The sequence below is a fragment of the Streptomyces sp. NPDC034103 genome, from assembly GCF_055575395.1.
Window position 1 is genome coordinate 280,485 of record NZ_JBVISS010000003.1, and the last position, 12,932, is coordinate 293,416.

At 68.2% G+C, this 12,932-nt stretch carries 18 protein-coding genes; 5 read left to right on the forward strand and 13 right to left on the reverse strand.

Features of this window, described 5'->3' with window-relative positions; genetic code table 11:
- Positions 1–2 precede the first annotated feature (2 nt).
- The gene (locus tag ACZ56U_RS07465; protein WP_469083421.1) at positions 3–416 is read left to right on the forward strand and encodes a hypothetical protein; all 414 of its coding nucleotides are present in this window, start codon (positions 3–5) and stop codon (positions 414–416) included.
- Positions 417–556: 140 nt separating this feature from the next.
- Here the strand turns inward: ACZ56U_RS07465 and ACZ56U_RS07470 are convergent, their stop codons facing one another.
- Positions 557–1,597: a helix-turn-helix domain-containing protein gene (locus tag ACZ56U_RS07470; protein ID WP_469083083.1), complete on the reverse strand. Its 1,041-nt coding sequence runs from the start codon at positions 1,595–1,597 to the stop codon at positions 557–559.
- A complete protein-coding gene (locus ACZ56U_RS07475; protein WP_469083084.1) occupies positions 1,597–2,205 on the reverse strand; it encodes a hypothetical protein in 609 nt (202 codons plus the stop codon). The genes ACZ56U_RS07470 and ACZ56U_RS07475 overlap by 1 nt, the downstream gene beginning before the upstream one ends.
- 383 nt (positions 2,206–2,588) lie before the next feature.
- Between ACZ56U_RS07475 and ACZ56U_RS07480 the strand changes: the two genes are divergently transcribed.
- Together ACZ56U_RS07480 and ACZ56U_RS07485 are read left to right on the forward strand one after the other, a co-directional pair.
- Entirely contained in the window at positions 2,589–2,936 is a 348-nt protein-coding gene (locus tag ACZ56U_RS07480; protein WP_469083085.1) for a hypothetical protein, read from the forward strand.
- A gap of 246 nt (positions 2,937–3,182) precedes the next feature.
- Positions 3,183–3,584 (forward strand): hypothetical protein, encoded by a 402-nt coding sequence (locus ACZ56U_RS07485; protein ID WP_469083086.1) that lies wholly within the window; start codon positions 3,183–3,185, stop codon positions 3,582–3,584.
- Between the two features lie 297 nt (positions 3,585–3,881).
- Here ACZ56U_RS07485 and ACZ56U_RS07490 read toward each other — a convergent pair whose 3' ends face one another.
- Positions 3,882–4,241 carry an ANTAR domain-containing protein gene (locus ACZ56U_RS07490; protein ID WP_469083087.1) on the reverse strand — a complete coding sequence of 120 codons (360 nt, stop codon included), beginning with the start codon at positions 4,239–4,241 and terminating at the stop codon, positions 3,882–3,884.
- An 82-nt stretch (positions 4,242–4,323) separates the two neighbouring features.
- Positions 4,324–4,626 (reverse strand): hypothetical protein, encoded by a 303-nt coding sequence (locus tag ACZ56U_RS07495; protein WP_469083088.1) that lies wholly within the window; start codon positions 4,624–4,626, stop codon positions 4,324–4,326.
- A gap of 548 nt (positions 4,627–5,174) precedes the next feature.
- Between ACZ56U_RS07495 and ACZ56U_RS07500 the strand changes: the two genes are divergently transcribed.
- The gene (locus ACZ56U_RS07500; RefSeq protein WP_469083089.1) at positions 5,175–5,894 is read left to right on the forward strand and encodes a DUF1206 domain-containing protein; all 720 of its coding nucleotides are present in this window, start codon (positions 5,175–5,177) and stop codon (positions 5,892–5,894) included.
- Positions 5,895–5,987: 93 nt separating this feature from the next.
- Here ACZ56U_RS07500 and ACZ56U_RS07505 read toward each other — a convergent pair whose 3' ends face one another.
- The 9 genes from ACZ56U_RS07505 to ACZ56U_RS07545 form a co-directional block, all read right to left on the reverse strand.
- Positions 5,988–6,704, reverse strand: coding sequence for an ANTAR domain-containing protein (locus ACZ56U_RS07505; RefSeq protein ID WP_469083090.1), 717 nt, complete (start codon positions 6,702–6,704; stop codon positions 5,988–5,990).
- 80 nt (positions 6,705–6,784) lie between these two features.
- Positions 6,785–7,546: an ANTAR domain-containing protein gene (locus ACZ56U_RS07510; protein ID WP_469083091.1), complete on the reverse strand. Its 762-nt coding sequence runs from the start codon at positions 7,544–7,546 to the stop codon at positions 6,785–6,787.
- Positions 7,543–8,328: a hypothetical protein gene (locus tag ACZ56U_RS07515; RefSeq protein WP_469083092.1), complete on the reverse strand. Its 786-nt coding sequence runs from the start codon at positions 8,326–8,328 to the stop codon at positions 7,543–7,545. Before ACZ56U_RS07515 ends, ACZ56U_RS07510 begins: the two co-directional genes overlap by 4 nt.
- Complete coding sequence (locus ACZ56U_RS07520) at positions 8,325–8,747, reverse strand: STAS domain-containing protein (protein WP_469083093.1); 423 nt, start codon at positions 8,745–8,747, stop codon at positions 8,325–8,327. The genes ACZ56U_RS07515 and ACZ56U_RS07520 overlap by 4 nt, the downstream gene beginning before the upstream one ends.
- 465 nt (positions 8,748–9,212) lie before the next feature.
- Positions 9,213–9,800: an alkaline shock response membrane anchor protein AmaP gene (gene amaP / locus ACZ56U_RS07525; RefSeq protein ID WP_469083094.1), complete on the reverse strand. Its 588-nt coding sequence runs from the start codon at positions 9,798–9,800 to the stop codon at positions 9,213–9,215.
- A gap of 10 nt (positions 9,801–9,810) precedes the next feature.
- Positions 9,811–10,500 carry a DUF6286 domain-containing protein gene (locus ACZ56U_RS07530; protein ID WP_469083095.1) on the reverse strand — a complete coding sequence of 230 codons (690 nt, stop codon included), beginning with the start codon at positions 10,498–10,500 and terminating at the stop codon, positions 9,811–9,813.
- On the reverse strand, positions 10,497–10,982 hold the full coding sequence (locus ACZ56U_RS07535; protein WP_469083096.1) for an Asp23/Gls24 family envelope stress response protein: 486 nt from the start codon (positions 10,980–10,982) through the stop codon (positions 10,497–10,499). Before ACZ56U_RS07535 ends, ACZ56U_RS07530 begins: the two co-directional genes overlap by 4 nt.
- Complete coding sequence (locus ACZ56U_RS07540; protein WP_469083097.1) at positions 10,979–11,206, reverse strand: hypothetical protein; 228 nt, start codon at positions 11,204–11,206, stop codon at positions 10,979–10,981. The genes ACZ56U_RS07535 and ACZ56U_RS07540 overlap by 4 nt, the downstream gene beginning before the upstream one ends.
- A 40-nt stretch (positions 11,207–11,246) precedes the next feature.
- The gene (locus tag ACZ56U_RS07545) at positions 11,247–11,681 is read right to left on the reverse strand and encodes an Asp23/Gls24 family envelope stress response protein (RefSeq protein ID WP_469083098.1); all 435 of its coding nucleotides are present in this window, start codon (positions 11,679–11,681) and stop codon (positions 11,247–11,249) included.
- 214 nt (positions 11,682–11,895) lie between these two features.
- Between ACZ56U_RS07545 and ACZ56U_RS07550 the strand changes: the two genes are divergently transcribed.
- Positions 11,896–12,834, forward strand: a complete 939-nt coding sequence (locus ACZ56U_RS07550; RefSeq protein ID WP_469083099.1) for a hypothetical protein — start codon at positions 11,896–11,898, stop codon at positions 12,832–12,834.
- Positions 12,835–12,932 lie beyond the last annotated feature (98 nt).

Below are 12,932 nucleotides of genomic sequence, written 5' to 3' on the forward strand. Positions count from 1 at the left end.
TCATGACTGACGAGCCTAATAGATTCGTAGGGATAACCCGAGGCTACTACATTCAGCTCGCCAATCGTCACGGAAGTGAGGGAAGTCTCCTCCTGAATGAGATCGATCGCGTACTCGATCAAATCGAGTCGATCGATCTCCCTGGTTGGCGTCAAATCCGACCTCGGGGGATTTGGCATAATGATAAAGTTACGGTGCATGATTGGTATGTAGATTACCTGCACAGCGACCGCGAGAACGAGGGACGGATCAAAGCCAAGGAACTGCAAGACACTCTTAACCAAATGCCCGACGAAGGTATATGGCATAACTTCAACGTAACAGCCAGATGGGCCAACTTTGGCGGCGATTCATATGCTGCCGACCATTACAGCTACTACAGGGATCTTCCCAGTTATTTTCGCCGCTCAGGATGAACGAAGGGCACATCCTCAAAGGATTGAGGATGTGCCCTTCTTCGCCGAACTGCGCACACGAAAAGGCTCCCGACCAATCAGTCGGGAGGCGGCGACCTACCACCAGACATCCAAGGAACACCACGGGCGGCGAAAGATTGCTATCCGACGGGCCGAAGTCGCCGCGTGGAGTATTCTTGGGTCAATTCCTCGGATTGCATTCCGAGAAGTGATGCCAGATCCCTCTGATTATACTCAAGCTCCTGCCGATAGATTCGAATCATCTCGGCAAGAAGGGTGGGGCTTTCCGCAGGGATCTGGACGGGTTCTGTTTTATTCCAGCCCTTCTGCGACATCTGAACATAGAGCGAAGTTCTCTGACGTTCAGTGATCACTTCAAGGTCCAAAGCACGCTTGATCAAGGCACTCATAGCCACTCGCCAAACCGGCTTAAGTCTCGCCGCAAGTGCCAGGTTGAAGTTGCGCAACTGCTGTCGCATCTCGGAGGCCGGCATCAACAACTCAGCAGCGAAGCGATCAGCTTCGTCTTCCATCACTGGATCCGGCTCGTTATGCATTACGAGGTGGCCAAGTTCGTGGGCCATGGAAAAGCGTTGCCGACATGGTGGCATCGTAGAATTGACGATAAATATCGGTTGATCCCCGGGCGCCCATACGCTGATTGCACTGATCTTATGCGTCCCGAAATCGTAGAAAACTACAATGCATCCTGCGGCTTCCAGCCAATCGATTAGGCTACCGATGGGGCCGAATGGGATTCGCCAAGTAGCCCTCAAGGCTCGGGCGACTTCCTCTGCACTGCCGTATTTCTCTACCGGCATTTCTGGAACTGACAGTGGAAAATCAAGGTCGAGTCCTGATCCCAACCTTCTCGCACGCATGCGCTGGAGATTGACCACGGCTTGGATCTTACGCAGAGCTTTCTGCGGCAGGCTCTGCTGCTTTCGGTGGTAAAAGCTAGAGCTGCCAAATCCGTAGACCTGATCCTGCCACTCGAAGAAGTCGTCAGGATAGTTCAGAGAATCAGCGAGTGACGTGATCATATCTGGACTCGGCTCTCGCTGACCGCTCTCAATCTTGGAGACTGTGGAAACCGCAACCCCACTCTGATTCGCAAGCTCGCTCATCGTGAGTCCCCGGGACTCCCGTGCGAGAGTAAGCATGGCGCGGTTAAATGGCATTAGTCACCCTTGTCGTTCTTGGGGTTCTTTCGGGTCTTGCCCGTCTTGGAGCGGATGACAGGCTTGGGTGCACCGTTGCTGGGCAGCGAGATCGGCAGCACGAACTGGCCAGACTCATCGTCGTCCAAGCTGAGCGTCCACACGTTCTCGCCATCCAGCGGACACGCTGCCGCGATCTTAGTGATGTCAGCACCCAGGGGATCGAGCACATAGCCGATAACGATGGTCGTGGCGTCGATCCCCAGGTCCAGTTCCTGCCGAGACAGTCGCTGCTGCTGAAAGGTCATGACCTGACTAGTTTTCAGGCTCTTGCCTCGAAACTTCTTGAAACGTACGACGAGACGTCCATCGAAGGTCAGCGTAAGGAAGCCCAGCCGCCGGCTCATTGTTATGCCCTCGACGTCAGCGAAGGCGTCTTCTATCTGCTCGGTGAGCAGGTCGTAAAACAGATTGGCCCGTGAAGTGGCCCGGTATCGAGGCGCAACGCGAACGATGCCTTCCTCGATCTTCTTCCACGACCCCCACGCGAGGTCATAGCAGCCCAGGAGCATGCCCTGGTGGGCGCGGAGCATCTCGCGCGCCTCGGCCTTGCTGATCAAGCCTGTCACAGCGAAGCAGTCTGCCGTACTTAATAATCCACTGTCAATCTTGACTCACTTTTTGACAGCGTCGGCGGCTGGTGGAGGTGGAGGACTCTCCGGACGGTCGCAGACCTCACCGGTACGCTGCTCAGCTTGCTCTCCAAACTAACGGCCACCACTGACAACAGCCTTGCGGCAGCCGTGCCAGTTGCATGGCAGATCCTGCAGGGAGCCACGGGGAACACCGGGGAACCACACAGCGCCAACCAGGCACCATCTCTCCCCTCCACCCCAGATCAGCCCTAGATGCCCTTAGCTTCCCAAGCTCAGGGCTCTAGCCCACGGCTGCTCGGGCCCATGAGCACTGCTGAAACCGCCACGCAGAGCGCCTACGAGCGAGATGATGAGCCGTGGTGACTCGTCGGCCGTCAGCGGAACCCAGCCTGCTCGTTGCCCTCTGGTGGCTGTTCCTTACTGCCCTGGCGTGCGTCATGTTCCTCGGTGGCATCTCGTTCCTCCTCGGCCTTTCGGACGATAAGCCCCGCCCGACACCAACCGTCACCGTTACAGAGACAACCATGGAGCTTCCAGATGTCTCTGAGACTGTCCCAGACAGCGTCATCGAGGATGGCCTGTCGAACCTGCCCACCCCAAGCGCCTGTGTCGAAGCCGACGCCCGCGGCGTCATCCCGCGGGACCGCTGGACACCTTGCGGTGAACTTCTTGGCTACTTCGACGACGCGACAGCAAGTTCGTGAGCAGTACAGAGGCGCCGCATAGCCGTCTCAGTTTCCGTCCCATTCAGCCCCGTTCGCAGCCGTTCAGGCGAGACCCGGAGTCATCCCCACACGCAGTGGCCAACCGCCGATGAACCCAGGTGAACAGTCCCGAACGACGCCCAAGACCCCACCCCCACAGTTGGAAAGCGTGCGCCCAGCACCGAGAGCGCGTCAGTGACACGGGCCTCAGTACCGGTGTCAGTCCTGGCCTGTACGGTCCTGCCCATGGCTGAGAGACCGACTACGAACTGGCGGCACGGCATAGCCGAAGAAGCCGAGGAGCTTGCCGCCGGCACCCTGGACCCCGAGTGTGCGTGCATGGCAGCGCTGTATCCCGAGGAGCTGCTTGCGGCGACCGACGCAGTCCTCGACGCCTTTGAGCACGAACTTCCGGGACTTGGCGAGGCCAGCGATGAACAGGTCTTTGCGGTGGTGGAACGCTTCGTCTTGGCCCTCAACGAGGTGAACGACGCCAACAACGGCAGCGCCTTCGAAACCGACGAACGAGAAGAGCTGTGCGACTTCATCGACGAGTCGCTCACCGAGCACGGCGTCGATGTGGTCGCCTTGACCGCCCGCCACGGCCTCGGTCGGTACCAGCTCACAAACAAGTGGCGGAAGTGGTAAGGCGACTCAGCCGCACGATCCGCTGAACATCGCACGACTCCGCACCACAAGTGCACCAGATCGGGCGGGGAACAGCGGGGAATCACGGTGAAAGCAACCGTGCCCGATGACGGCACAGACCAGCCGTTCGCCCAGGTCAGCGCCCGAACCGCCGTCAAATGATCGCAGCTTCCCAAGCTGAGAGCGCGAGTTCGATTCTCGTCACCCGCTCTTCTGAAGCCCCAGGTCAGTGGCCTGGGGCTTACGCATGTGCCGGCCGCTACGGTCTCTCTGGGCCGCTTGTCAGCCGGGGCGAGCTCACCGTGCGTCTTCCGCGTAAAGCCGCCGCAGCGCGCGCTCCAGCGCTCGCTGTATGCGTTCCGTGAGCGGTTCGCCCTCCCAGGCGGCGACCATGCCCGCGGCCACCTCAGGGAGTTTGGAGTGGCACTGCCGCGAGATGTCGACCAGGAGGTTTCTGGCCGTGCCGCGGTTGCACGGGGCCAGGACCATCATCATGCCGCGGGCCTGGTCGATGACCGCACGGCCGGCCAGCGCCCGCCGCAGTTGATCGTTCTCGACGCGCAGTGCGTCGAGGTCCTCTCCGGCGGCTGCGTTCCCCCAGGTGTCCGCGGCCTGCAGTTCCCAGTAGTCCTCGGGTAGCAGAGACGTGCGATGCATGGCATGTACCTCTCAATAGGTTCACCGTGTCCGGTCCGGCCGAAGCCGCCCGGGACACCTGACTGTCCGGTCGCTCCGCGCGTCACCTGTGGTGTGCGTGTTCGTGGTCCCGGCGGGCCTCGCGCTCCCAGCGCGCCCGGTTCTGGCGGCTGTAGCGGCGCTCCCAGCGGTCCTGACGATCCCGGTGGTCCCGGTACTCCCGGTAGTCCTCGTAGTCCCGGTGGCCGCCGAGAGTTGCACCGCCGCTGCGGCTCCGGGCTCCGCCACCCTCGCGGGCGTGCCGGGTCGCGCCGTAGACCAGGACCGCTGCGGCCACCCACCAGAACGGGTGAAGGAAGCCGAGGCCGAACAGGGCGGCGATGAGGATGAGGAGCAGAACGAACACGGTTGGCCTCCCCGGGAGTTGACTCTCCTCGACACCGGGGACTGGGGCCTTGCACCTGAGCGTAGCCCTGTCTGACGGTGGTGGATACCGTCCGAGGTCAGCGCCTCTGTCCGGCGTCATCGGCTGCCTGACATACGTCGGGAAACCGCTGCGAGGGCTGCCCCGAGCGGGCGACGATCTGCCCGACATCGCCGGCCGGACCACCCGCCGCGGCTCCGTTCACCCCCGGCGGCCCCAGCACCGCTCCCCCAACTCCTCGGTGTCGACACCGCGTTGACAAGGGTGGGCGCCGGGCGTTGACTGGCCGTACGGCGTAGGGCCATGCCACTCCCGTTCATCCGGACGCGGCATTCCCCCTTCCCGCTTCGCCCGGACCCCGCGGAACCACGCACATCTCCGCGACCTGGAGGCCCGGCGATGATTTCTTTGGCTTCTTCTCCTTCAGCTGGCCCTGGTGGGCGGGGCCAGGGCGTGAAGTCCGCGGCTCGTTCCACGGAGCGCGAGACGCTGACCGGGCGGGGCGGGCGGGGTTTGTCGCGCGCGGTGTCGTGTACGTACTGATCGGGCTGCTGGCCATCCGGATCGCCGTCGGGAGCGGGGGCGGCCAGGCGGACCGGCAGGGCGCGCTGCACGAGATCGCGACCCAGCCGTTCGGGAAGGCGATGCTCTGGGCGCTGGTGGTCGGTTTCGCGGCCATGGCGCTCTGGCGGGGATCCCGTGCCGTGCTCACCAGGGGGCCCCGGCGGAAGGCGGGTTCGCGCTTGCTGGACGGCGGGCGGGCGGTCTTCTACGCCTTCGTCTGCTGGACCACGGCGGTGTACGCGGCCGGGGGCGGGCAGGGCTCCAGCGGCAACGCGCAGTCGCAGGACTGGACGGCGTCGGCGCTCGAAGTGTCGTACGGGCAGGTGTTGGTGGGAGCCGGGGGCTGCCTTCTCATCGGCATCGGCGGGGTACTCGCCGTCCGGGCGGCCATGCGGAGCTTCCTGAAGCAGTTGGACACCGGCGGCATGAGCCACCGTACGGAGCAGGTCGTCACCGCGCTGGGCGTGGGGGGAGGCGTGGCGCGCGGCGTGGTGTTCGCCGCGGCCGGGGCCTTCGTCCTGACGGCGGCCGTCCGCTTCGACCCGGACGAGGCCAAGGGCGTGGATGCGACGCTGCGGAGCTTCGCGCAGACACCGGCGGGACCGTGGCTCCTGGTCGCCGTCGCGGTCGGGCTGATCCTCTTCGGTGTCTTCTCCTTCGCCTCGGCACGCTGGCGCCGGATGTGAACACCGCCCCGAGCCACTGCCAGAGCCGCTGGCACAGCCGCTGCCACAGCCGCTTCGGCAGCGTCCGCTGAGGTGGCGGCTGGCGCCGGGGTGTCAGGTCACCAGGCCGGGGAGGGGTTCGGCGTCGTCGATGAAGGCGCGGGCCACGTCGGACAGGCGCCGGTTGTGGGCGCGGGCGTAGGCGCGCAGGGCGGTGAAGGCCTGTTCCATGTCGACGTTGTGGCGTTCGGCGAGTTTGCCCTTGGCCTGTTCGATGAGGACGCGGCTGTTCAGTGCGGTCTGGAGTTGTTCGTTGAGGACGGTGCTGCGGTGGGTGGAGCGTTGCTGGAGGAGGCTGATGGTGGCGACGTCGGCCAGAGCCTGGGCGACGAGTGTGGCGGAGGAGTCGAAGGGGCCGGGGGCCGCGCGGAAGAGGTTCAGGGCGCCGACGGTCTCGTTGCGCAGGCGCATGGGCAGGGCCTGGACGGCGCCGAAGCCGCTGCGGTGGGCCGCTGTGACGAAGCGCGGCCAGCGGTCGGTCTCCTGGGTGAGGTCGGGGACGATCACCTGGCTGCCGGTGCTGAAGCACTGCAGGCAGGGGCCCTCGTCGTTCTGGAGCTGGAAGAGTTCCAGCAGGCGTACCTCTTCGTCGGAGGCGGCCATCACGCGCAGTTTGCCGTCGCGGTCGGCGAGCAGTACCCCGGCGGCGCTCGCGTCGAGCATGCTCACGCAGCGGTCGGTCAGCAGGCGCAGGAAGTCGATGAGATCGAAGTCGGCGACCAGGTTGTCGGCCAGTTCGACGAAGGTCTTGGCCAGGAGCTGCTGATTCATCGTGTGTCACCCTCGATTGAGACTAGACCCGCCGGGAGCGGGCGGGAAGCGCGGCACATTCATCGGCCGGAACCGACGGGTCAGTCGCCGTCGTCGGTCCGTTTGGGTCCGCCGTCCGGGCTGAAGCGGAGCCGGCGGGCGACCACGTCGGCGGCCACGTCGGCGAGCCGGCGTCCCCGCATGTAGGCGTAGGCGCGCAGCCGGACGAAGGCTTCGTCGATGCCGACGCCGAGCTGGACCGTGAGCATGCCGGTGGCCTGGTCGATCTCTGCCCGGTATCCGCCGAGGTCCTCGCAGTCGTGGTCCGGTTTCGGTGCGCCGGCCTGCGCGCCCGTCTCGTCGATCCGCGCGTCGAGCAGGATCAGCGTCGCGAGGTCAGCGAACGCCAGCGCGTCGGCCAGCTCCTCCGCGTCCAGCTCGGTCGGCACGTCGGCGTACAGGTCGAGGACTCCCGGGCTGATCGCCCCGATCTGCAGGGGGAGCGCGAAGACCGCCCGTGCCCCGGCTTCCAGGGCCGCGTCGGCGAACACGGGCCAGCGGTCCTGGGCGGCGCCGGACAACAGATCGGGGGACAGCACGGCCGAGCCATGGGTGAAGGCGTCCACGCAGGGGCCCTCGCCGAGGGTGAGCTGGAGTTCCTCCAGCTGCTCGCTGATGTCGTCGGTGCTGCACAGCGGATGGCTCGCGATGGTCTTGAACATCGCCGACACCCCGGCTCCGTCGACCGGCAGCGCGGCCACGGCGGCGGTGCACACGTCCGCCACACCGACCGGGGCGCCGCGTCGGGCCGCCTGCTGGGCGACCAGCCCCTGGATGCGGGACGACCTGCTGCCGGCGCTCATCCGGGCCACCTCGTCCAGGCGTCGTGGGCCAGTCCTTCCAGTCGGGCCGTGGTTCGTTCCCCGAGGGGGAGCACCAGGGCACGGAACATGGTCGGGCCCGCCGGCCGCCGCGCTTCTCCCAGGTCCAGCCATCCCCAGGAGCGGAACGAGGCGAGCGTCGGGTGGTCGTCGGGGTCCACGAGGGTGACGCCGAGGGACGCCTGATGGTCGCTCAGCAGCCGCTCCTGCAACCGGCGGGCCACGTCCTGGTCCTGCGGGTGCGAGGACGGGCGCGGGTGCGAGGACGGGCGCGGGCTCGGGGACGGGTGCGGGTACGAGGACGGGCGCGGGCTCGGGGACGGGTGCGGGTACGGGGACGGGTGCGGGTGCGGGTGCGGGTGCACCAGGATGCTCGTGATCGCGAAGACGCCGCCGGACGCCGTGAGTTGCTCGATGCTCTGCGGCAGTGCCCCGTCGAACCCGAGCCACCAGCTGCCGTCACTGCTCACCGGGAACCCGGCGGCACATCCCACCAGGCCATCCGTCTCCGCGATGACCATGGCGAACCCCGGTCGGCGGATGTCGCCGGTGAGACCGTTCAGGAAGTCCTCGCGGCCGCGCCCGCGGTACGCCTCGTCGGCGGACGTCTCTCGCGAGTCGAGGTACAGATCCGCCAGCTCCCCGGCCAGGTCCTCCGCCAGCCAGCGGTTCACGCGGCGCAACCGCACCGCGTCCACGGTGGCGGACTCGCCCGCACGCGGCTCGTGCGGCGGCGGCTTCCCCTGCCCGGGCCGGGCCTTCACCGCACATCGCCCAGGAGGACGGCCACCAGCGGGACATCCCGGTCCGGCAGGGGTGCGGCCGGGTCGGGGGTGTCCGCGAGTGACGGTGACGGCTGCCCGGGTGGGCGGCCGGGAACCAGGAACCCGCAGCCGGTGAGGTCGAGGACCCGTCCCACTGACGGTTGCGGATGGTGCAGTCGCAGGACCCCGCCGGCCTCCCTGGTCCGTTGCTCGGCGTGGAGGAAGGCGTTGAGGCCGCTGCAGTCGCAGAAGGTCACGGGGGTGAGGTCGACATCGACGACGCGGATGCCGTCACTCAGGCATCGCGCCAGCGCTGCGCACACCAGCGGCGCGGATTCCAGGTCGATCTCACCGGCCAGGGTGATCAGTGCCCGTTTCTGTCGGTCATGGCGGTAGACGGTGAGCTGTGGGAGGGGCATGACGCCTCGGTTCGGAAGACCGTCCGGCAGCGGGACGGGGACGCCGGGAGTCCCGGTTCCTCCTGGTGCGCTGCCGACAGGGACGTACGTACGGCGGAGGCGGAACGACGGCCGGTCCGAGGGCCTGCGCGAACAGGACATGGGGGTCCGCCCGGTTCTCTCCAGGGATGCGTCGGGTGACGGACGAGAGGTCCGCTCCTCGCAGCCAACTGTGTCGCGAAAACGACAAGCCGCCGGGGTCTGGGACGCCTGCCTAACACGATAGTCCCGCCCCAGGCCGACAGAAGGCCCGGAGCCGCCCCATCTCAGGATGTGGACAACGTCGAAGGGTGGCGGCGCGCTCATCCCCCGCACCCTGCACGGCACTTGGAGCCATGACAATGCCCGGGCGGTGCTACAGCGCGCGAGGTCCCGGGGGGCCCTAATGCCGCACGCGCGCCAGGTCCCGGGGGGCCTGATGCCGCACTAGGCGGTGCGTTCGGCGCGATGGCGGGCTTCCCGGAGTCGCACCTTCGCGGGAAGGCGGTCCAGGCCGGCCGAGTCGCGTGCGTGTGCGAGTGTTTCGCCGCTCAGCTGCCCGAGCGTCCGCACGGGATCGGCGTGAGGCTCCAACAGCAGCCGCACGCGTGCGGTCGGAGCGGTAGGTCGGCCCGTCAGCCTGACGTGAGCCCGCGAGACCCCGTCCAGGGCTCGTGCCTCTGCCTCGACGGCCCTCTCCAGCGTGTGGCCGTCGAGTCGGGCCGACGCACCGTCTCCGCTGTCGATGAGGACACGGTCCAGGCGGTGTCTGCGTTGCGCCAGGAGCCACCACAGCAGCAGGGCCAGGAGCAGGACGAGCACCGCGATCACGGCCGGCCACCACCAGCCCTCTTCCCGCCACCGGGTGCGCCCCCAGGCGCCCAGCACCACGTCGTCCGGCCCGCGGAAGGGCCACCAGCCCGGCAGGTCCCCATGGCGCGGCAGGTCCAGTGCGCCCAGCAGCACGCCGCCGCCCAGGGCGAACAGTCCGAGGCCGAGAAGCCCGAGCAGCACCCGGTTCACCGCCTTGAGCATCAGGACCACCTCAGCCCTTCTTGGGGCGCCGGACGCGCACGGCCAGTGTGGGGGGCCGGGCCAGGCCCAAGGTCGTCACGGCCTCGCCCAGCTCGGCGTCCAGGTCCGAGCGGACCTCCTCGAGGTCGCGGAAATGGGCCTGTGCCCCGGCTTTGACCTTCCGGCGGCCGACCGTGACCTGCGCCGACTGGACACCGGGCACCCGCATGGCCCGGTCGCGCAGCACGAGGGCGGCCGCGCGGCGGTCGAGGCCGGCTCGGACGTCCTGTGTCCCGGGGCTTCCGGTGGGCCGCCGCATGGGCAGCAGCCTGCGCAGTCCCGGCGTCACCGCAAGGAGGAGGAGCCACAGGCCGAGGGCCATCGCCACCACGGCCCCGACGATCATCCAGACGTCGTCCAGGGGTCGGGTGGCCAGTTCCTCGGCGAGCCGCCGCCGCCAGCGCATCGCGTTCCGGCCCGCCCGCACGGCGACCACGTCGTAGAGGAGCAATCCGACGGCCGCGGCGGACAGCAGGGCTGCCAGGGCCGCGGGAATCCGCCGCGACGACCAGAAACGGCGTGCCGACCTATCTCGTCCGTCGGTCACCTTCGCAGCGTCCTCGGCGGCCCCGGGGGTGCCGTCGGCGGACGGGGTCACCTGTCCCGGACCGGAGGGGTGATCGCTGGCACCGGTCGGCTGCCGCGAGGTGTTCGCGCTCATCTCACCCGCTCCCGGTCCGTGTGCCGCGTGTGCGCCGAGTGCAGTTGCCCGACCGATACCGCGAGGTCGGACACCTCCATGCCGGCCAGAGTCCTGATCCGCTCGGTGACCTCCCGGCGCACCGCGGCGCACTGCGCCCCGATGTCGGAGGGGTAGCCGAGTTCGACGGTGATGTGCAGCCGTGCCTCGCCGAGCGCCTTCTGCCGTCCGGCGGCGGACTCGGCGTCGCGTCCGGTCCGTCCCACGCTGCTCCGATCCGCGCTGCTCCGATCCGCGTCGGCCCGTTCCGGCGCCCGCCGTACGGATGTGCTCACGTGGGGGGTCCGGTGGCCGGGTGGTACGTGGCCGGTCGAGTCGGTGAACCGGCTCAGCGCCTCGCGCGCCACCCGGGCAGCGATCTTCGCGACGACCCGGTCGGTGACGGTGGTCGCCCCGCGCTCCCCGCGGGGGACGCCAGGGCGCTCATCGGCTTCCCCGCTCACCGCCGCCAGTCCCCCCGAGCTTGTCGCGGTTCATCCGGGATCCGGTCCTCCCGGTCCCGGCGACGGACGAAGTCACCCGGTTCGAGATCACCCTCCGTGAACCGTCCGACGACGAGACCGACCAGGCCCAGCACCAGAACCAGCAGGAAAGCCCAGAAGTCACCGAAGTACCCGGCGAAACCCAGCGCCATCCCGGCCATCAAGCCCACCACGGCCCTGCTCATGTCGCGCTCCCTCACTCACTCGGGTGCAGTTCCGCCCCGGCTACTGGATCCGCTGCCGCTCCTCCCCTTCGTCCTCCTCGTCGTCCGGCAGCTTCACATCACTGACCGTGATGTTGACCTCCACGACTTCCCGGCCCGCCATCCGCTCCACCGCGGAGATGACGTTCTCCCGCACCGCGGCGGCCACGTCCGTGACCGGTACGCCGTACTCGACGACGAGCTCCAGATCGATGGCCGCCTGTAGCTCGCCGACCTCGACACTGATCCCGCGCGTGACGGACTTGCCGCCGCCGGCGCCGGGCATCCGCTCCCGCACGGATCCCATCGAACGGGCGAATCCGCTACCCAGGGCATGGACGCCGTGTACATCCCGCGCCGCCATTCCGGCGATCTTCTCCACCACCACATCGGCGATGGTCGTCCGGCCGCGAGAACCGGGCGCGGCGTCGGGCCTGACGCCGGTGTTCTCAGTCATCGGGATATTCCTCCCTCGCGAGGCCACGGAACATCGGTCACTGGAATTATAGTCTTGTAAGTACCTTTTGTCCGAGTTCAGGGCGTGCGATGGGGCGGCCCGACGAGTGGCTTGAGACCCCTTGCCCCGAGGTCTCGCGGACTCCGGGCCGCGCCGCGCCGCGCCGCGCCGCGGGAAAGAGAACCGCAGCCGTGGAGAAGAAGGTGAGAGGCCCGTGACCGAGGACGCGTGGACGCAGGCAGTACGAAGCCGGCTCGCCCTGGGTCGGCTGCTCCCGCTCGGCGGGCCCCCCGACGGGACGTGGATCACCGAGCAGGCGGCCGTCCGGGTCCTCCGGCGCACCGCCGCCGAGGTCCCCGGCGTCCGGCTGGAGTCCCTGCGCATCGGGTCGGCGCCGCTCCGACCCGTGTCCGAGCCCGCCGTCCGACCACCGGCCAGCGCGCTACCGCCCGGCCCCCTCACCATCGAGGCCGCCCTCACCGCATCCCCCGCGCGGCCGCTGCCGGAGACCGCCGACGACCTGAGGAGCGCACTGCTGGGCGCGGCCACCGAAGGGCTCGGGCTGGCCACGGTGACGGCTGACCTGCGTGTGACGGATCTCCGTGACATCCCGGAGGCAGGCGTGACGTCCCGGACCGAAGCAGCGACGGCCATGAGGCCCGAGCCGGACGCCACGACCGCGCAGAACGCGGACGCCATGACCGCGCAGAACGCGGACGCCGTGACCGCGCAGAACGCGAAAGCTACGGCCGCCCGGAACCGGGACGTCACAGCCGCACGGAACCCGGACCCCACGACCGCGCAGACCCCGGACGCCACGACCGCGCAGATCCCGGACCCCACGGCCGCACGGCACGCGCCCCCGGTGACCGGAACAGGGTCCCCGCGGGGGCTTGTCGGGGACCTGGCGGACGTCGCGGCAGGGGTGCCGGGCGTCGCCCGCCTCACCGCCGTGCTGGGCAGCCGCCCGGTCAAGGTGACGGACCATGACGATCCACCCGGCCGGCACATCGAGGTTCACCTCGCGGTCGGCCCCGGACACCATCCCCTGCACGTCGCCCGCGCCGTCCGGGAGGCGGCGGCCGAGGCAGCCAGCACGGACACCCCTGGCCCGGTCACCGTCGCCGTCCTCATCACGGACACCGCGGACTGACGACAGCCCTCGCCGGTCACCCCGCCGAGGCCCCTGAGCGAGCGGACCCCGCCACCAGCCCTGCCTGGTCCTGGCCGGTCCTCGCCGACCCTGGCTGG

Excerpts from the sequence above, each read along its gene's own strand:
- ACZ56U_RS07465 (WP_469083421.1), top strand. The coding sequence starts at position 3 with ATGACTGACGAGCCTAATAGATTCGTAGGGATAACCCGAGGCTACTAC.
- ACZ56U_RS07470 (WP_469083083.1), bottom strand. The coding sequence starts at position 1,597 with ATGCCATTTAACCGCGCCATGCTTACTCTCGCACGGGAGTCCCGGGGA.
- ACZ56U_RS07485 (WP_469083086.1), top strand. The coding sequence starts at position 3,183 with ATGGCTGAGAGACCGACTACGAACTGGCGGCACGGCATAGCCGAAGAA.
- ACZ56U_RS07490 (WP_469083087.1), bottom strand. The coding sequence starts at position 4,241 with ATGCATCGCACGTCTCTGCTACCCGAGGACTACTGGGAACTGCAGGCC.
- ACZ56U_RS07505 (WP_469083090.1), bottom strand. The coding sequence starts at position 6,704 with ATGAATCAGCAGCTCCTGGCCAAGACCTTCGTCGAACTGGCCGACAAC.
- ACZ56U_RS07510 (WP_469083091.1), bottom strand. The coding sequence starts at position 7,546 with ATGAGCGCCGGCAGCAGGTCGTCCCGCATCCAGGGGCTGGTCGCCCAG.
- ACZ56U_RS07520 (WP_469083093.1), bottom strand. The coding sequence starts at position 8,747 with ATGCCCCTCCCACAGCTCACCGTCTACCGCCATGACCGACAGAAACGG.
- amaP (WP_469083094.1), bottom strand. The coding sequence starts at position 9,800 with ATGCTCAAGGCGGTGAACCGGGTGCTGCTCGGGCTTCTCGGCCTCGGA.
- ACZ56U_RS07530 (WP_469083095.1), bottom strand. The coding sequence starts at position 10,500 with ATGAGCGCGAACACCTCGCGGCAGCCGACCGGTGCCAGCGATCACCCC.
- ACZ56U_RS07540 (WP_469083097.1), bottom strand. The coding sequence starts at position 11,206 with ATGAGCAGGGCCGTGGTGGGCTTGATGGCCGGGATGGCGCTGGGTTTC.
- ACZ56U_RS07545 (WP_469083098.1), bottom strand. The coding sequence starts at position 11,681 with ATGACTGAGAACACCGGCGTCAGGCCCGACGCCGCGCCCGGTTCTCGC.